A 17,294-nucleotide genomic window follows, 5' to 3' on the forward strand; every position below is an offset into this window, starting at 1 on the left:
CCCGTCATCGGTAGACAACAGCGGCGAGCGCCAGCGCCCCCCGAACGGGGAATGCGCGGGCGCTCGCCGCTGTTGTCTACCGATGACGGGACGGGGCTCGGCGCCCCGCCCACCGGACAGCTCGGAGGAGCCAGAGGCAGATGGCAGGAACAGGGATGAACAAGGGTCGAGGGGCGCGCGGCAGTGACGACGAGATCGTCTACCGCCGCCACGCGAACGGGCGCGGCATGGTCGCTCCCGGATCGCGCGTCTCGGCGACCGCGTACGTGGAGACCGGCGCCTACGTGGAGCCCGGCGCGACCGTGGGCGAGCGCGCCTGGATCGGCGCGGGCAGCTGGGTCGACCGCGACGCCATGATCGGGCACAGCGCCTTCATCGGCGCGAACGTGCACGTCGGGCCCGAGGCGATCATCGGACCGGGGGCGCGGATCGGGAGCTACTCCCGCATCGGACGCTCGGCCGTGATCGCGACCGGCGCCCGCATCGATCGCGACACCGTGGTGCCCGACGGCGCCCGGAGGGGCATCGACGAGGCGAGCGAGAGCGGCCGCCGCGCGGCCTGACCCCCACGACCCTGTTCCGCCGGCTCCCCGGAGCGGCGGAATAGGGTCGTTCCATGTTCGAACTCCACCACCTCAGCGCCCAGGAGCAGTGGGACTGGCTGCAGCGCGGAGAGGTCACGCCTCTCGAGCTCGCCGATCACTACCTCGCCCGGATCGAGCGGTGGAACGGGGAGCTGGGCGCCTTCGCCACGGTGACCGCCGATCGGGCGCGGGAGCGGGCATCAGCGCTCGGCACCGGGCCCGGAACCGCTCCGCTCTGGGGCCTGCCGAGCGGCGACAAGGACCTCTGGCGGCGCGCGGGCGTGCGGACCGCATTCGGATCCCGGCTGCGCGAGCACCACGTGCCCACCGCCTCCGACGAGATCGTCGAGGTGCTCGATGCGGCGGGAGCGGTCAGCCTCGGCAAGACCGCGGCGCCCGAGTTCGGGATGCCCTCCTACACCGAGACGCGCATCGGCCCGCCCGCCGTCACGCCCTGGGACACCCGCCTCGGGGCCGGCGGATCCAGCGGAGGAGCGGCGGTCGCCGTCGCCGCGGGACTGCTGCCGTTCGCCCCCGCCTCGGACGGCGGCGGGTCCATCCGCATCCCCGCCGCGGCCTGCGGCCTGGTGGGACTGAAGCCCTCCCGCGGACGCGTCGCCGCGCTCTCCGGCATCGGCGGGGTCGGCGGCCTGACGGTCGCCGGGCCGATCACCCGCTCGGTCGCCGACGCGGGCCTCCTGCTCGAGGGCATGCTGGAGCGGACGAACGGCCGCCTCCCGCAGCGCTGGTCGCTCGGCGCGCCCGGCGACGGCGACGGCTCGTTCCTCGGCGCCGCGGTGCGCGGAGAGGGGCGCTTCCAGATCGGCGTGCTCACGGACTCGCCCTGGGACGAGGAGTACGAGATCGCTCTCGCGCCGGAGGCGCGCGCCGCGCTGGACGAGGGGATCGCCGCGCTGGCCGCCCTCGGCCACGGGCTCGAGGAGGCGTCGCTGCCCCCGAGCGCCGCGTACCCCGCCGCGTTCCGGACGCTGTGGCAGAGCGGCGCGGCGACCCTGCCCGTCGAGGGCGCGGACCTCGATCTGCTGGAGCCGCTGACCCGCTGGCTGGTGGAGGAGGGACGCCGGCGCTCCGCGCGCGAGATCGTCGAGGCGGCGTCCTGGCTCTCGGGCTACGAGCGCGCGGTGATCGCGGCGTTCTCCGGCGTCGACGCGGTCCTGACGCCGTCGCTGGCGATGACGCCGCGCCCCGTCGGCTGGTACGACCTCGAGGATCCCGAGCGCAATTTCGAGCAGCAGTGCCTCTACACGCCGTACACGTCCTTCGTGAACGTGAGCGGCCTCCCCGCGATCACCCTTCCGCTGAGCACCACGGAGGAGGGCCTGCCGATGGGAGTCCAGCTGATCGGGCGACCCGGCGGCGAGGCGACGCTGCTGGCGATCGGCGCACAGCTCGAGCGGCGGGCGCGCTGGCAGAGGCGGCACCCGCCGCAGTGGTGACGGGGGGAGGCCGCAGTGGTGACGGGTCCCGGCGCGGCAGCACGGCGGATGGTCAGGGTCCGGCTCTGGTCACTGAGGTAAGCCTTGCCTATACTCGAACACGATGTGCATGTTCGAGGACCGCGACGGCTCCGCGCCGGTCGACGTGAAGCAGTTCCTGATCGCGGGCGACGAGACCGTCGTGCCGTGGATCCAGAGCATCCTCGACACTCTCCCCGCGAACGCCCGCGGCCAGGTCTTCGTCGAGGTCGACGACGCGCGCGGGCTGCCGCCGCTCGCCGCCCCCGGACGGGTCTGCGTCACCTGGCTCGGCCGCTCCGAGCGCTCGGGCGCCCCCGGCACCGGTGAGCGCTGCTCCCGCGGAGTCGCGCTCGACCGCGCGGTCCGGGCCTGGGTCGGCGAGATGTCGGTCGTCGACGGCGACTACCCGTGGGCCGACGACCGCCACGACTTCTGCGCCTGGATCGGCGGGGCCGGCCCCGTCGTCGCCGAGCTCGCCGCCGACGTCGAGGCGCGCCTGCGCACCTCCGCCGAGCACGCCGCGCGCTGACCGTCCGCCGGGCGTCCCGGTTGAGTGTTAGGCAAGGCTTACCTTCTGTGCGAGACTGAGGCGATGCCTCCGACGACCGCCGCCCCCGCCCGACCGGCCTACCGGCCGTACCTCGCGACCGTCGCCGCAGCGACCCGGATCGCCCCGCACTTCATCCGCGTGACCCTCACCGGCACCGGCCTCGACCACGTCGGCTGCACCGGCCCCGACCAGCGCATCAAGCTCGTCGTCCCCACCGCAGCCTCCGACGCCCCCGCCTTCCTCGCCTCCGTCTCGGACCCCGACGGACCCGACGGACTCGACCCCGACTGGTACGGCCGCTGGCGACAGCTCCCCGACGAGCTCCGGAACCCGCTCCGCACCTACACCATCCGCGCCGTCCGCCCCGAGGACGCCGAGGTCGACATCGACTTCGCCGCCCACGGCGACACCGGACCGGCCTCCGCCTGGGTCGAGAGCGCCCGCGCCGGCGACCAGATCGTCATCATCGCGCCCGACACGCGCTCCCACCTCCCCGGCGGCGGAGTCGAGTTCCACCCCGGCGCCGCCACCTCCCTCCTCCTCGCCGGCGACGAGACGGCCGTCCCCGCCATCGCCGCGATCCTCGAGAGCCTCGACGACGACGCCACCGGAGCCGCGTTCCTCGAGGTCCCCACCGCCCACGACCGCCTCCCGCTCCACCACCCCGCCGGCGTCCACGTCACCTGGATCGTCCGCGCCGACGCGGCAGCCCCCGGAGCGGCCCTCGGCGACGCGGTCCGCGCCTGGGCCACCCGCTTCCTCACCGCCCACCACCGCGGCGTCGACGTCAGCGACATCGACGTCGACCACGAGATGCTCTGGGAGGTCCCCGACGAGAGCACCGACCCCGGCCTCTACGCCTGGATCGCCGGAGAAGCCGGCGCCGTGAAGCTGATCCGCCGCTGCCTCGTCACCGAGCTCGGACTCGACCGGAAGCGCGTGGCGTTCATGGGGTACTGGCGCCTCGGCCGCCAAGAGTCTAACTGACCCGGAGCGCCGCAGGGCGACGTTCTGCGGCGTTGTCGTCGGGCGCGATACCGCCGGTATCGCTTCCTCCTCCGCCTTGCAGAACGTCGCCCTGCGACGCTCCGGGCGCTGCTCGTAGGGGTGCGGCGCGCCGGGGGCGCGACCGCGGGGGACGGCGCGCCGGGGGCGCGGGCGCTGGGGACGGCGCGCCGGGGGCGCGGCCGCGGAGGACGGCGCGCCAGGGGTGCGACCGCGGAGGACGATGCTGATCTAGTGGACCTCGCAGAGGGCGTCTCGAGAGTCACTGCCGACGGACTTCGCGCGTGATCGAGCGGTTCTCGGGTGCCTGGCGAGTCGGGCGACCGCGCCCGGACATGCTCATCGGATAGCCCTCGGAGAGGGAGTTTCGAGATCCACGCCCGACCGATTTCGCGGCTGATCGAGCAGCTCGCGGGCACAGACCGAGTCGGGCGACCGCGCACAGACCTGCTGATCGGGCAGCCCTCGGAGAGGGTGTGTCGAGATCCTCCCGGCGAGCGGGTCGGGTGCTCCGCGCCGCCCCCGCGTCGAGTCGGCGTCGGCGGGGAGCGGCAGCGGGCTACAGGGTGGGCGAGACGCCCACGAGGCGGCTGGAGAGGGTCCAGAGGTCGTGGGCGAGAGCGCGGTCTCGGGCCTGGGGGTTCAGGGAGCCGTGCGGTGTCAGCTGGTCGAAGTAGGTGCCGCTGGCGGCACCGACGTCGGGCTCGGAGGCGAGGGTGATCAGCGGCACCGCACCCGCCTCGGCGGAGATCCCGAAGGAGCCGACCGAGAGGCTCGTCATCAGCTTCATCATCGTGCTGTCGGCACCGAAGCTCGTCGAGACGACGCCCGGGTGGAACGAGTACGCGTCGACCGACGTCGTCAGCAGGCGCTCCGCCAGCTCGCGGATGAAGAGGATCGTCACCAGCTTCGACGTGCCGTACGCCCGCCAGCCGCCGAGCCACGGACCGCGGCGGTTGTCGAGGTCGTCGAGCCTCAGGCGACCGAAGCGGTTCGCGAGGCTCGCCGTGGAGACGACGCGGACGCCGGCCCGCTCCCTCGAGGTCTCGATCATCCGCGGGAGCAGGAGCCGCGTGAGCAGGAACGGCGCGAGGTGGTTGCTCTGGATCGTCCGCTCGTGGCCGTCGACCGTCTCGGCGCGGTGGGAGACGAGCCCGCCCGCGTTGTTCGCCAGCACGTCGATCCGCTCGTAGCGCTCGAGGAGGCCGTCGGCCAGGGCGCGGACGTCGTCGAGCCGGTCGAAATCGGCCAGGAACGCGTCGCCCCCCACGTCGGCGGCGACCGCGCGGGTGCGCTCGGAGTTCCGCCCGACCACGGCCACGCGGGCACCGGCGGACGCCAGCGCTCCCGCCGCGACCCGGCCGATGCCGGAACTGGCTCCGGTGAGGACGACGACGCGCCCCGTCATGTCAGTGACCACGGAGATATCCGCCCTTCTCGAGACCGGCTTCGATCTCGAATCGATTGCGCAGCGGATCGCGACCCGCCACCGTGTACGCGAACGGGAACCACATCCCGTAGAGCCGCCACTGCTCCTTGTGCACGGCCTCGTGCTCGAGGACGCTGTCGGAGACGTTGGTGCCCGTGAGGTAGCTCGTGCCGACGCAGGACCCTCCGCGGCCGAACGCCCAGGAGGGCAGACCGGTGAAGACGACGAGGCCGTGGCTGCGCCGGATCGGGCCCGTGCTCCACAGCGCGCCCCAGGCGAGTCCGACCGCGCACGCGAAGAGGTAGCCGGGCCGGGTGATCGCCGGATCCAGGGCCACCGTCGCGACGGCTCGACGGAGCGCGCTCACGCGCTGTCGCGTCCGTAGGTCTCGAGCAGCCGCAGCCAGACCTCGCTGATCGTCGGATAGGAGGGGACCGCGTGCCAGAGGCGCGAGAGCGGTACCTCGCCGACGACGGCGATCGTCGCGGAGTGGATCAGCTCGCCGACCTCCTTGCCGACGAAGGTGACGCCGAGGACGACCTTCCGGTCCTCGTCCACGACCATCCGCGCGGTGCCCGTGTAGCCGTCGGCGGCGAGGGCGGCGCCGGCGACCGAGCCGATCTGGTAGTCGACGACGCGGGTGCGGTATCCGGCCTTCTCGGCGGCCGCGGCGGTCAGGCCGACCGACGCGACCTCGGGGTCGGTGAAGACGACCTGCGGCACGGCCTCGTGGTCCGCGGTCGCGACGTGCGCTCCCCAGGGGGCGTCGTGGACCTCGGCACCGGTGGCGCGCGCGACGATCACGTCGCCGGCCGCACGGGCCTGGTACTTGCCCTGGTGCGTGAGCAGTGCGCGGTGGTTCACGTCGCCGACCCCGTAGAGCCACGGACGCCCGCCGCCGAGGGGAGCACCGTCGCCGCCCAGCACGAGCATCGTGTCGTCGACCGTCAGCGAGGAGCCGGGCTCGAGGCCCACCGTCTCGAGGCCGACGTCGCGGGTGTGCGGGGCGCGGCCGGTCGCGGCGAGCACCTGGTCGGCCTCGATGACGTCGCCGCCCTCGAGCGTCACGGCCACGGTGCCGTCGGGCCGGCGCTCGACCGAGACGGGCGAGTCGCCGAGGCGCAGGTCGACGCCGAGCTCCTGGAGCGCCGAGCCGACGAGCTCGCCGGCGAAAGGCTCGAACGGCGCGAGGAGTCCGCTGCGGGCGACGAGCGTGATGGAGGAGCCCATGCCGGCGTAGGCGGTCGCCATCTCGGTCGCGACGACTCCGCCGCCGATGACGACGAGGCGCGGCGGCACCTCCTCGGCCGAGGTGGCCTCGCGGCTCGTCCAGGGGGATGCCGCGCGCAGGCCCGGGATGTCGGGGACGACGGCGGTGGTGCCGGTCGCGACGGCGACGGCGGAGCGGGCGCGGAGCACGCGCACCTCGCCGTCGGGTCCGGTCACGGTCACCTCGCGCTCGCCGCTCAGGCGGCCGTGCCCGCGGACGAGCTCGATGCCGGCGCCCTCGAGCCACTGCACCTGGCCGTGGTCGTCGAAGTGGCTGGTGAAGGAGTCGCGGCGGGCCAGGAGCGCGGGCACGTCGACTCCTCCGCTCACCGCCTGCGCCGCGCCGGGGAGATCACGGGCGGCGCGGAGGGCCATCGGCGGCCGCAGCAGCGCCTTCGAGGGCATGCACGCCCAGTAGGAGCACTCGCCCCCGACGAGCTCGCTCTCGACGACGGCGGCGGTGAGGCCGCCCTGGACCGCTCGGTCGGCGAGGTTCTCGCCCACCGGCCCTGCTCCGATGACGATGACGTCGAACTCGTCCGTCGTGCTGCTCATGCTGTCTCCCTGGGGGTCTCGGAGGCGTCGAGCCCCGTCGTCGGTGGGTGCCCGGCGCTCAATGCGCCGGCACGATCTCGGCCCGCCAGCCGTCGTAGCGGCCGCCGTGGCTCTCGACCGCCTCGATCACCTGGCGGAGGAACGCGGTGGTCGACTCCGCGTCGACCGCGGCGTGGTGGCTCGCGACGAGGACCTGCCTCAGCCTCAGCCGCGAGATCGCGATCTGGAAGCCGGAGGCCACGAGGACGCGCCCGGCGCGCCGTGCGGTGCTGCGGCGGGAGAAGACGGCGAAGTGGTCGACCTCGCGCAGCTCCCACACCTGGTCGCCGTAGCGGAGCCGGATCTCGAGCTGCTGCGCGGCCCGCTCCTGCTGCGCCTCGAGGGAGGAGCCGCCGGGCGCCGTGACGGTGGTGCTCTCGTCGCTCATCGTCCGGTGAACTCCGCCGTCGTGCGCTGGAGGAAGGCCTCGGTGCCGATGCGCGCGTCCTCGGACGCCGCGAGACGCGCGAGCGCCCCGGGGAGCGCGGCCGCGGCCTCGGCGTCGGACGCGGCGACCGCGAGCCGGGCACTGGCCAGGGCGGCCTGCACGGCGAGCGGCGCCTGCGCGGCGATCCGGGCGGCCAGAGCCCAGGCCGCCTCGGCGACCGTCCCGTCGGGGACGACCTGCTGCACGAGGCCGATGCGGTGGGCCTCCTCGGCGTCGAAGAGGTCGCCGGTGAGGATCCAGCGCATCGCGTCGCCCCAGCCGACGGCGCGGGGGAAGCGCAGCGTCGCTCCGCCGAAGGGCAGGATGCCGCGGGCGACCTCGATCTGGCCGAAGCGGGTGGACCGCTCGGCGAGGACGACGTCGCTCGCGAGCGCGAGCTCGATGCCGAGCGTGAGGCAGGTGCCCTGGAGGCCGATGACCACCGGCTTGCTCACGGGGCGGGTGCGCAGGCCCCAGGGGTCGAGACCGCCCTCGGGCACGAAGTCGAGGCCGTCGGAGCCCAGGCGGGGCCCGATGTCGGCGAGGTCGAGCCCGGCCGTGAAGTGCCCGCCCTCGGCGAGGACGACGCCGGCGCGCAGCTCCGGGTCGCGGTCGAGCTCGCCGTACGCGGACGCCAGCTCCGCGAGCAGCCGCAGATCGGCGGCGTTGCGCTTCTCGGGCCGGTCCAGCACGATCGCGAGCACGGTCCCGCGCCGCTCGGTGCGCACGCGCGGTCTCTCGTCGCTCATCTGTTCCTCCGCTCGGTGGCGTCCGACCATCTTGCCGGGTGCCGCCGACACGCGCTCGGGCTTGCGCGCCGATTGCAGGGCTCTCTCAGGCCCCGCGGGACAGAGCGCCGAGGAGGCGGAGGATCGTGGGCAGGTCGTCCTCGGCCGCGGTCGGCGACGACGGGGCGAACGAGGTGACGCCGGCGCCCGCGAGCGGGAAGCGGGACCGGAGGGCGTCGAGGCTCGCGACGAGGCGCGAGGCGGGAACGCCGAAGGGCACCGGGTCGAACAGCCCGGCGAGATCGGCGGGGTCGAGCACGTCCAGATCGAGGTGCACGTAGACGGAGGCGGCACCGGTCGCCTCGACCGCCGCGACGAGCGACTCCGGGTCGAGGGCGTCCGCGGTCAGCACCGCGGCCCCCCGCTCGACCAGCGGCTCGAGCTCGCCGTCGTCGGCGGAGCGGACACCGGCGAGGACGACGCGCTCGTCGGCCACCCGCTCCTCGGCGCCCGCGCTCAGGAGGCCGACGCCGCGGCCCAGCGCGGCCGAGAGGACCATGCCGCAGAAGGCGCCGCTGGGGGAGGACTCGGGAGTGTGCGCGTCCGGGTGGGCGTCGAGCCAGACCAGCGCGACCGGGCCCGGTGCCGAGCGCACGGCGTGCCCGATCGCCGCGAACTCGACGCCGCAGTCGCCGCCGATCGTGATCACGGGATCGGTGCGGCCCGAGAGGGCCTCGCGCACCCGCTCGGCGACGGTGGCGACCGAGGCGTAGCGGCGGATGCCGGTGTCCTGAGCGTCGCCCGCCTCAGCGGGGATGTCGAGGGTCGTGGTGGCGGAGGAGGGCAGATCGCCCCGGATCGCCTCGGCTCCGTCGACGAGGCGCATCGCGCGCGTCGACGCCGAGCCCTGCCACTGGGGGACGACGAGGAAGGAGGCCATGTCCCTCACTATGGCACGCGCGCCGCTGCCGGGTGCCTGCGTCCTCAGGCCGCGGGCAGGCCACCGGGGACGGCCGCGGGGCGGAGCGACGGGGGTGCGCCGTCGAGGTCGACCAGGGCCTCGTCGAGTGCGGAGCGGGCGCGGTCGGCGGCGGCGCGGGCCTCGTCCAGAGCGCCGGCCGGATCGCCTGCCGCACGGCGCACCGCGGTGTCCAGCTGCCCGAGCGTCTCCTCCGCGAGGATCCGGGGTGCCGCGGTGATGCGCTCGCCGTGCACGGCGGCCAGGAGCAGCACCGACTCGGCGCCGAGCCGGGCCGCGGTGCGCGCCGCCTCGAACAGGAGGAGCTGGCGCTCGGCCTGGGCCCGCGGCTCGCGGTACCCGGAGACGACGGCGTCCAGAGCGGAGTCGGCGTCGAGCAGCAGGACCAGCAGCGCGGCCGGATCGTGGCGGGCGCCGGCCGACCGGGCGTCGTCGGCGTCGAGGAGGAGCGACCGTGCCGCGGCGCACGCGACGGCCACGTCGGCGGCGGACGCGAGCTGCGCCGAGGTGCGCAGGTCGGAGAGGGTGGCGGCCCGCTCCAGGTCGTCCCGCACGGAGCGCTCGACGCCGCTCAGCTGCACCTCGGCGCGGGTCACGAGTCCGACCAGCGAGTCGACCGCGTCGAGCAGGGCGCCGGGATCGGGGGAGCCGCCGGCGGCGACGTGCTCGACGGCCTCGCGCAGCGGTCGGACCCGGCGCTCGGGAGTGGTCCCGGCGAGGACGGAGACCTCGGAGCGCGCCTGCTGCACGCGCTCCGGGAGGGACGGGCTCGGCGAGGTCACTCCGTGATCGTACGGCCGGAGTGTGACACCGCGTGACACGGCGGTTCGACCGGCGGCGGCGGCGTGCCCAGGATGGAGTCATGACCCGCTCGCTCGCCATCGTCGAGGTCGCCCGCGTGCGACCGGGCCGCGAGGAGTACCACGCCTACGTGCAGATCCTGAACGGCCGCATCCTCGCCCTCGCGCACGAGCGCGGCTGGCGGGCGGAGCGCTTCGCCGCCGAGGAGCTGGGCACGGAGGAGCTGCTGGCGCGCACGGCGGGGGCGGACGCCCTCGTCCTCGCGGGCGGCGAGGACATCGCTCCCGAGCAGTACGGCGCCGACCGCGGCTACCCGGCCGAGGGCCCCCACGCGGAGCGCGCGGATGCCGCCCAGATCGCGCTGGTGCACCGGGCACTGGCCCGCCGGACCCCGCTGCTGGGCATCTGCCGCGGCCTGCAGATCGTCAACGTCGCGCTCGGCGGCACGCTGGTGCAGGACCTGGGTCCGGAGGCGGAGCACGTCAACGCGGCGGCCCCCGCTCACCAGCGCATGCACCGGCACGAGGTCGGGCTCGCGGCGGGCTCCGTGCTCGGCGGGCTCTTCGGGTCCGAGGCGCTCGCGGTGCAGAGCGCGCACCACCAGGCGGTCGACCTGCTCGCTCCGGGGCTGCGGGTCGTCGCCCGGGCGGAGGACGGCGTGATCGAGGCCGTCGAGCACGTCGCGGCCCCCCTCGTGGGCGTGCAGTGGCACCCCGAGGACCCGGACGCTCCCGCCGGTCAGCTGGCGACGCTGCTCGACGGGCTGGCGCTCGCCGCCGCCCGCGGGGAGTTCGCGCTGCCCCTCGCCGCCTGAGCGGCCGGGGCTCCCCGCGGGCGACCGTGCTCAGCGGGCCAGTCGGGCCATCCACGCCTCGATGTCGTCGGCCGAGCGCGGGATGCCGGCCGAGAGGTTCTCGGCGCCGTCGGCGGTGACGAGCACGTCGTCCTCGATCCGGACGCCGATGCCGCGCAGCTCCTCCGGGACCGTGAGGTCGTCGGGCTGGAAGTAGAGGCCGGGCTCGATCGTGAAGACCATGCCCTCCTCGACCAGTCCGTCGAGGTACATCTCGCGCCGTGCCCGGGCGCAGTCGTGCACGTCGAGCCCGAGGTGGTGGCTGGTGCCGTGGACCATGTAGCGGCGGTGCTGCTGGTTGTCGGCCTCGAGCGCCTCCTCGGCGCTGACCGGCAGCAGGCCCCACTCGGCGGTGCGCCGCGCGATGACGGCCATCGCCGCGGCGTGAACCTCGCGGAAGCGGATGCCGGGTCGGACGATCGCGAACGCGGCGTCGGCCGCCTCCCGCACCGTCTCGTGAACCTGGCGCTGGGCGTCCGTGTAGCGGCCGTCCACCGGGAAGGTGCGCGTGATGTCGGCGGTGTAGTAGCTGTCCTGCTCGACGCCGGCGTCCAGCAGCACCAGCTGGCCGGGGCGCACCGGCCCGTCGTTGCGCGTCCAGTGCAGGATGCAGGCGTGGGGGCCCGCCGCGGCGATGGTGTCGTAGCCGACCGCGTTGCCGTCGGCGCGCGCGCGTCCGTTGAAGACGCCCTCGATCAGGCGCTCGCCCTTCTCGTGGGCGATGATGCGCGGCAGGTCGGACAGGACGTCCTCGAAGCCGCGGCCCGTCGCGTCGACGGCGGCGCGCAGCTCGGCGATCTCGTAGGCGTCCTTGACCAGGCGGAGCTCGGCGATGTCGCGCTCGAGCGCCGCGTCGCGGTCCGCCCGCTCGTCGGCCTCGACCGCGTCGAGACGGCCGGTCACCGCCGGGTCGGCCTCGCGCAGCACGGCGAGGGGGACGCCGTCGTGCGCGTCGAGGACCGCGTCGAGCTCGGCGATCCCGCGGGTGGCGAGGCCGAGATCGCTCGCGACCTGCGCGAGCGACGGACGCGGCCCGATCCAGAACTCGCCGATCTCGGGGTTGGCGTAGAACTCGTCGGAGTCGCGGCCCGCGCGCTCGCGGAAGTAGAGCGTCGCGCTGTGGCCGGACCCGGCGGGCTCGAGGACGAGGACCGCGCCGGGCTCGGAGTCGGAGCCCCAGCCGGTGAGCCAGGTGAAGGCCGAGTGCGCACGGAACGGGTAGTCGGTGTCGTTCGCGCGCTGCTTGAGGCGGCCCGCCGGGACGACGATGCGCACGCCGGTGTGCAGCGCGGAGAGGCGCTCGCGGCGGGAGGCGGCGAAGGACGCCTGCTCGCGCGGAGCAGGCAGCGGCTCCTCCCGCTCGGCCCAGCCGGACGCGATGAAGTCGCGGAAGCGGTCGGAGGCGGGGGTCGTCGAGCGGTTCGCGGTGGCGCGGGGGCGCGGGGCGGCGGCGGGGTCGGGCGTCTGAGCGGCGGTCCGCTCCTCCGTGTTCGTCATGACTCCCATTGTCCTCCTCCGCACGGCCGCGGGGGCCGCCACGGGCCGAGCGGGGGAGGAGGACGGGGAGTCGGCGCCGGGGAGGAACGTCAGGACGCGTCCTTCACCATCCCGCGGACCGAGAGCTGGACGACCAGCGGCCGGTGGTCGCTCCCGGCGTCGTCGCGGTCGTCGACGACCTGGTAGCCCGAGACCTCCCAGCGTCCCGAGAAGAGGACGTGGTCGATCGGGGCGCCGAGCGCGGGCGGGACCGAGGACGGCCAGGTGCCCAGGGCGGCGCCGCCCGCGACGGTCCCCGCGTCGCGGCAGCCGCCCAGCGCGGCCGAGCCCGGCAGCCCGGTCCAGTGGTCGACCGTGGAGTTCAGATCGCCGAGGACCACGACGTCCTCCTCCGCGGAGCAGAGCGCGGAGACCGAGAGCAGATCGCTCCGCCACTCCGCGAGGCGCGAGGGGATCGGCGCCATGGTGTGCACCGCGGCGAGGACGGGGCGCTCGGGAGTGTCGGGGCGTGCGACGAGGGACGGTGTCGATCCGGTGACGACCGCGGCGGTGTCGACGCTGTAGCCGCCGAGCGAGGGGGAGAGCAGCAGGGCCGCCCCGTCGTCGGCGCCCGACCCGGCGTAGTGGAGGGTCATCGACATCCCCTGGGCGCTGAGCGCGTTCACGACGTCCTGCGCGTGCGTCTGCGAGACCTCGAGGAGGGCGATGCCGTCGACCGCGCTCTCCCGGGCGAGCGAGGCGATCGTGTCGACGGGCACGCCGTCGTGCAGCACGTTCCAGGTCGCGAGGCGCACGTCGGCGAGGCGGTGGGCGCGCGGAGCGGCGGAGTCGTAGCCCCGCGCTCCCTGCACTCCCGCGAGCACGAGCGCGAAGACGACGCCGAGCGCCGCGAGTGCCAGCGCGAGGCGCCTGACCGGAGCGACGAGGACCGCGATCACGACCAGGACAGCGGCGAGCCCGACGGCCGCCGCGCCCGTCGCGAGCCGGAACGGCACCAGCTGGGCGAAGGGGGCCTCCCGGGCGATCCCGAAGAAGCCGGGCGCCGCGACCACCAGTAGAGCGATCGCCACGATCACCGCCACCGCGGTCTTCACCAGTCTCGTCCCCATCGCCGCCCAGGCTACTAGGGCATCGGAGGGCTCGCAGGCGGCGCGTCTACGATGAGCGCATGCATGTCGACGGGGGCCGTTACGACCTCCACACCCACTCCGTCGTCTCCGACGGCACCGAGGCTCCGGCCGTCCTGGTGCGGGCCGCGGCCGCGGCCGGGCTCGCCGGAGTGGCGCTCACCGACCACGACACGACCGGCGGCTGGGCCGAGGCGCTCGCCGCGGCCGAGGAGGCGGGCATCGACCTGCTGCCCGGCATGGAGCTCTCCTCCCGCGTCGGCTGGGCCAGCGTCCACGTCCTCGCGTACCTCGTCGATCCGGCGGATCCGGGGCTCGTGGCCGAGACCGCGCGCATCCGCTCGGCCCGCACGCACCGCGCGGAGGCGATCGTCACCGCGATCGCGGCCGACTACGACCTCACCTGGGACGACGTCCTCGCCCAGACCAGCCCGGGCACGACCATCGGGCGTCCGCACATCGCCGACGCGCTCGTCGCCCGCGGCCTGGCCACCGACCGCTCCGCGGCCTTCGCGGGGATCCTCGACTGGCGCGGCGGCTACTACCGCCCGCACTACGCGCCCGACCCGGTCGACGCCGTGCGCCTGGTCCGCGCGGCGGGCGGGGTCCCGGTCATCGCGCACCCGGCCGCGAGCGCCCGCGGGATCGCGGTCGAGTCGATCCTCCCGCAGCTCGTCGACGCCGGCCTGTTCGGCCTCGAGGTCGAGCACCGCGAGAACACGGCCGACGGCAAGCGCCGCCTGCGCGAGCTCGCCGAGCAGTACTCGCTCGTCACCACGGGCTCGAGCGACTACCACGGCACGGGCAAGCCCAACCGCCTGGGCGAGAACACGACCGCGCGCGCGACCGTCGACGCGATCCGCTCCTCCGCCCGCTGAGTCGCGGGAGAGCCGCTGAGACGCCGGGAGCCCGCCCTCCCGCGACGGATCGCGGGGGGACGGGCTCGGGGCGCGGAGGCTCAGGCCTGCGCGTCGGGGCGCGGCGAGCGGCGGCGCGACCGGGTGCGGCGGCGCGGCTCGCTGTTGCCGTCGTGGTGCTCCTTGCTCTCGCTCGAGGGAGCGGGGCCGGTCTGCTGCGGAGCGGTCGAGTCGGCGGAGTCGGAGCGGGTGCGGCGACGCGGCGGCCGGTCGCCCCGCTCGGAGCGCTCGCCGCGGTCGGAGCGCTCGCCCCGGTCCGGGCGCGCGTCGGCCTTCGCCTCGGCGGGGATCGGGGTCGGCTTCAGCCGTCCCTTGGTCCCCGCGGGGATGTCGAGGTCGGTGTAGAGGTGCGGCGACGACGAGTAGGTCTCGACCGGGTCGGGCTGGCCGAACTCCAGCGCCCGGTTGATGAGGGCCCACTTGTGCAGGTCCTCCCAGTCGACGAAGGTCACCGCGATGCCGGTCTTGCCCGCGCGCCCGGTGCGGCCGACGCGGTGCAGGTAGGTCTGGTCGTCGTCCGGGATCGTGTGGTTGATCACGTGGGTGACGTCGTTCACGTCGATGCCGCGCGCGGCGACGTCGGTGGCGATCAGGATGTCCTTCTTGCCGGCCTTGAACGCCGCCATCGCGCGCTCGCGCTGCTCCTGGTTGAGGTCTCCGTGCACGGCCGCCGCGTTGAAGCCGCGGTCGTTGAGCTCCTCGACGATGCGGGCGGCGGCGCGCTTCGTGCGGGTGAAGATGACGGTCTTGCCGCGGCCCTCGGACTGCAGGATGCGCGCGATGACCTCGTCCTTGTCGAGCGAGTGCGCCCGGTAGACGATGTGCTTGATGTTCGCCTGCGTGATGCCCTCGTCGGGGTCGGTCGCGCGGATGTGGATGGGCTTGTTCATGAAGCGGCGCGCGAGCGCGACGATCGCGCCCGGCATCGTCGCCGAGAAGAGCATGGTGTGGCGGGTGGGCGGCGTCTGCGCGAACAGCTTCTCGATGTCCGAGAGGAAGCCCAGGTCGAGCATCTTGTCGGCCTCGTCGAGGACCATCACCTGCACGTTGGCGAGCGAGAGCAGGCGCTGCCCGGCGAGGTCGAGGAGGCGGCCGGGCGTGCCGACGACGATCTGCGCGCCGGCCTTCAGCTGCTCGATCTGGCCCTCGTAGGCCTTGCCGCCGTAGATCGAGACGATCTTGGTCGGCCGGTTGGAGGCGGCCAGCTCGATGTCCTCGGTGACCTGCACGGCGAGCTCGCGGGTCGGGACGACGATGAGCGCCTTGACGCCCGGCTCCGGGTCGGTGCCGAGGGCCTGGATGAGGGGGAGGCCGAAGCCGAAGGTCTTGCCGGTGCCGGTCTTGGCCTGGCCGATGATGTCCTGCTTCTGCAGGGCCAGGGGGATCGTCTGCTCCTGGATGGGGAACGGCTCGAGGATGCCCTTGGCGGCGAGTGCGGCGACGATGTCGTCGTCGATGTTCAGATCGGAGAAAGTCACGGAGTGAAGCGCCTGTCGTGTCGAACGGTCTACGCCCCTGTACGACTCCGGGCGCAGGGTCACCGATCCAGCGCCGGTGACATCCCGGCGAGTCTACTGCTCCCGGCCCCGCCGGCCCCGGAACCCCGCCCCTCCGGCGCCCTATGCTGAGGAAATGGCTGCCTGGTTCCGACGTCGACGTCCCCTGCTCGAGGTGCCCCGCCTGACGCCGCGCGGGGAGTCGAGCCAGAAGCGCGACCGCGTCGACCTCGCCGACCTCACCCCCGAGGTGCTGCCCTACCTCGGCCAGGTCGCCTACCTCCAGCTCGCGGTGTTCGAGGTGCTGGCGCGCGCCGTCGCCGAGACCGACGACCTCGCGGACAAGGAGGCCATCTCCTCCGCCGCCGGCACGGCTCTCGCGAAGCACCACGCCGTCGTCGCCGAGCTGCGCCGCCGCGACGTGGAGCCCGGCGAGGCCATGGCGCCGTTCCGCCCCGCGATCGACACCTTCGAGCGGCTCACCCGCGGCGCGGACCTCCACGAGACGCTGCTCTCGGCGTACATCACGGCGGGCCTGCTCGACGACTTCTTCATCCGCCTCACCGGCGGGCTGCCCACCGACGTGGGGCCGCGCATCGCGCAGACGCTCGGCGCGGACACGGGCGTCGACGGCGTGATCGCGATCCTCCGCCGCGAGATCGCCGCGGACGAGCGCCTGGGCTCGCGCCTGGCCGTCTGGGGCCGCCGCCTGGTGGGCGACACCCTCCTCGTGGCGCGCTCCGCACTGATGGGCTCGGGCAACCACGACTCCGACGAGTCGCGGATCGAGCCGGTGTTCACCGAGCTCATCGCCTCGCACACGCGCCGGATGGACGCGCTGGGGCTCACGGCCTGACGGTTCCCGGCGTCGCACTGCGCCGGAATCCGGAACGACGGAGGCGCGGAAGTCCGAGGACTCCCGCGCCTCCGGCTCGGATCAGGGGGCGACGCGTCCCGAGAGCATCGCCTGCAGGGAGGCCTCGTCGCGGCGGGCGCGGCTGCGCCCGAGCGAGAGGCCGACCGGGACGACGACCACGGCGGTCGCGACGAGGGACAGGACCCAGATCAGGCCGCCGTCCCACGGCAGGCCCGCCCAGGTCAGTGCGACCCAGACGACTGCGGCGACGAGGCCGCCGATCGCCGGGACCAGCACGGAGCCGTGCAGGTGCCGGTGCGGCAGCCCGTAGCGCGCGGCGAGACCGATCAGGACCCCGAACAGGGTGATGAAGAGGAGCTCCACGACGTGTCCGCCCGGAACGCTCTAGGCGACGAAGCCGACGCGGCGCGACTCCTCGGAGCCGACCTCGACGAAGGCGATGGTGGCGGTCGGGACGATGTAGATCTTGCCCTTCTCGTCGCGGAGGCGGAGGACGGCGGTGCCGGCCTCGAGAGCGGTGGTCACCGTCTTCTCGACCTCGGTCACGGACATCGACGACTCGAAGTTGAGCTCGCGCGGGGTGTTGACCATTCCAATACGGATTTCCACCAGCAGTGCCTTTCGGGAGGGGACGAGGGTGTCAGGATACGGGACCGCGCTCGGACGACCGCGCCGGTTTCGCG

General features: G+C 74.5%; 19 protein-coding genes. 7 read left to right on the forward strand and 12 right to left on the reverse strand.

Annotation, left to right across the window (positions count from 1 at the left end; all coding sequences use genetic code 11):
* The first annotated feature begins 155 nt into the window (after window positions 1-155).
* The 4 genes from C5D66_RS04350 (at window position 156) to C5D66_RS04365 (ending at window position 3,599) form a co-directional block, all read left to right on the forward strand.
* Entirely contained in the window at window positions 156-563 is a 408-nt protein-coding gene (locus C5D66_RS04350) for a transferase (RefSeq protein ID WP_104317518.1), read from the forward strand.
* A 53-nt stretch (window positions 564-616) separates the two neighbouring features.
* Window positions 617-2,041, forward strand: coding sequence for an amidase (locus C5D66_RS04355; RefSeq protein ID WP_104274427.1), 1,425 nt, complete (start codon window positions 617-619; stop codon window positions 2,039-2,041).
* Between the two features lie 103 nt (window positions 2,042-2,144).
* A complete protein-coding gene (locus C5D66_RS04360) occupies window positions 2,145-2,591 on the forward strand; it encodes an SIP domain-containing protein (RefSeq protein WP_104225027.1) in 447 nt (148 codons plus the stop codon).
* A gap of 63 nt (window positions 2,592-2,654) precedes the next feature.
* Window positions 2,655-3,599 carry a siderophore-interacting protein gene (locus tag C5D66_RS04365; RefSeq protein WP_104273841.1) on the forward strand — a complete coding sequence of 315 codons (945 nt, stop codon included), beginning with the start codon at window positions 2,655-2,657 and terminating at the stop codon, window positions 3,597-3,599.
* A 577-nt stretch (window positions 3,600-4,176) separates the two neighbouring features.
* Here the strand turns inward: C5D66_RS04365 and C5D66_RS04370 are convergent.
* From C5D66_RS04370 to C5D66_RS04400, 7 genes are all read right to left on the reverse strand, one after another.
* Entirely contained in the window at window positions 4,177-5,037 is an 861-nt protein-coding gene (locus tag C5D66_RS04370) for an SDR family NAD(P)-dependent oxidoreductase (RefSeq protein WP_258061598.1), read from the reverse strand.
* A complete protein-coding gene (locus C5D66_RS04375) occupies window positions 5,027-5,413 on the reverse strand; it encodes a Fe-S oxidoreductase (RefSeq protein ID WP_104227423.1) in 387 nt (128 codons plus the stop codon). Before C5D66_RS04375 ends, C5D66_RS04370 begins: the two co-directional genes overlap by 11 nt.
* On the reverse strand, window positions 5,410-6,870 hold the full coding sequence (locus C5D66_RS04380; protein WP_104274425.1) for an NAD(P)/FAD-dependent oxidoreductase: 1,461 nt from the start codon (window positions 6,868-6,870) through the stop codon (window positions 5,410-5,412). Before C5D66_RS04380 ends, C5D66_RS04375 begins: the two co-directional genes overlap by 4 nt.
* Before the next feature lie 58 nt (window positions 6,871-6,928).
* Entirely contained in the window at window positions 6,929-7,297 is a 369-nt protein-coding gene (locus tag C5D66_RS04385; protein ID WP_104256200.1) for a ribonuclease E inhibitor RraB, read from the reverse strand.
* Window positions 7,294-8,085 carry a crotonase/enoyl-CoA hydratase family protein gene (locus C5D66_RS04390; RefSeq protein ID WP_104256199.1) on the reverse strand — a complete coding sequence of 264 codons (792 nt, stop codon included), beginning with the start codon at window positions 8,083-8,085 and terminating at the stop codon, window positions 7,294-7,296. Before C5D66_RS04390 ends, C5D66_RS04385 begins: the two co-directional genes overlap by 4 nt.
* An 85-nt stretch (window positions 8,086-8,170) precedes the next feature.
* Complete coding sequence (locus C5D66_RS04395; protein ID WP_104256198.1) at window positions 8,171-9,004, reverse strand: arginase family protein; 834 nt, start codon at window positions 9,002-9,004, stop codon at window positions 8,171-8,173.
* Window positions 9,005-9,048: 44 nt separating this feature from the next.
* Window positions 9,049-9,825, reverse strand: a complete 777-nt coding sequence (locus tag C5D66_RS04400) for a hypothetical protein (protein ID WP_104239623.1) — start codon at window positions 9,823-9,825, stop codon at window positions 9,049-9,051.
* A gap of 80 nt (window positions 9,826-9,905) precedes the next feature.
* Between C5D66_RS04400 and C5D66_RS04405 the strand changes: the two genes are divergently transcribed.
* On the forward strand, window positions 9,906-10,658 hold the full coding sequence (locus C5D66_RS04405; RefSeq protein WP_104225036.1) for a gamma-glutamyl-gamma-aminobutyrate hydrolase family protein: 753 nt from the start codon (window positions 9,906-9,908) through the stop codon (window positions 10,656-10,658).
* Between the two features lie 30 nt (window positions 10,659-10,688).
* Here the strand turns inward: C5D66_RS04405 and C5D66_RS04410 are convergent, their stop codons facing one another.
* Window positions 10,689-12,194, reverse strand: coding sequence for an aminopeptidase P family protein (locus tag C5D66_RS04410; RefSeq protein ID WP_258063451.1), 1,506 nt, complete (start codon window positions 12,192-12,194; stop codon window positions 10,689-10,691).
* Between the two features lie 89 nt (window positions 12,195-12,283).
* Window positions 12,284-13,303, reverse strand: coding sequence for an endonuclease/exonuclease/phosphatase family protein (locus tag C5D66_RS04415; RefSeq protein WP_104256196.1), 1,020 nt, complete (start codon window positions 13,301-13,303; stop codon window positions 12,284-12,286).
* Window positions 13,304-13,362: 59 nt separating this feature from the next.
* Here C5D66_RS04415 and C5D66_RS04420 point away from each other — a divergent pair, with 59 nt between their 5' ends.
* A complete protein-coding gene (locus tag C5D66_RS04420; protein ID WP_104224845.1) occupies window positions 13,363-14,199 on the forward strand; it encodes a PHP domain-containing protein in 837 nt (278 codons plus the stop codon).
* A gap of 80 nt (window positions 14,200-14,279) precedes the next feature.
* On the opposite strand, the gene C5D66_RS04425 is transcribed toward C5D66_RS04420, so the two are convergent.
* Window positions 14,280-15,716, reverse strand: coding sequence for a DEAD/DEAH box helicase (locus C5D66_RS04425; protein ID WP_104224844.1), 1,437 nt, complete (start codon window positions 15,714-15,716; stop codon window positions 14,280-14,282).
* Between the two features lie 154 nt (window positions 15,717-15,870).
* Here C5D66_RS04425 and C5D66_RS04430 point away from each other — a divergent pair, with 154 nt between their 5' ends.
* Window positions 15,871-16,590, forward strand: coding sequence for a ferritin-like fold-containing protein (locus tag C5D66_RS04430; protein ID WP_104247820.1), 720 nt, complete (start codon window positions 15,871-15,873; stop codon window positions 16,588-16,590).
* Window positions 16,591-16,671: 81 nt separating this feature from the next.
* Here C5D66_RS04430 and C5D66_RS04435 read toward each other — a convergent pair whose 3' ends face one another.
* Window positions 16,672-16,974 (reverse strand): hypothetical protein, encoded by a 303-nt coding sequence (locus C5D66_RS04435; RefSeq protein WP_104226942.1) that lies wholly within the window; start codon window positions 16,972-16,974, stop codon window positions 16,672-16,674.
* A gap of 21 nt (window positions 16,975-16,995) precedes the next feature.
* Window positions 16,996-17,220, reverse strand: coding sequence for a DUF3107 domain-containing protein (locus C5D66_RS04440; protein ID WP_104224841.1), 225 nt, complete (start codon window positions 17,218-17,220; stop codon window positions 16,996-16,998).
* Between the last annotated feature and the right edge of the window lie 74 nt (window positions 17,221-17,294).

It is taken from the genome of Rathayibacter sp. AY1B4 (assembly GCF_002932815.1).
Taxonomy (GTDB): domain Bacteria; phylum Actinomycetota; class Actinomycetes; order Actinomycetales; family Microbacteriaceae; genus Rathayibacter.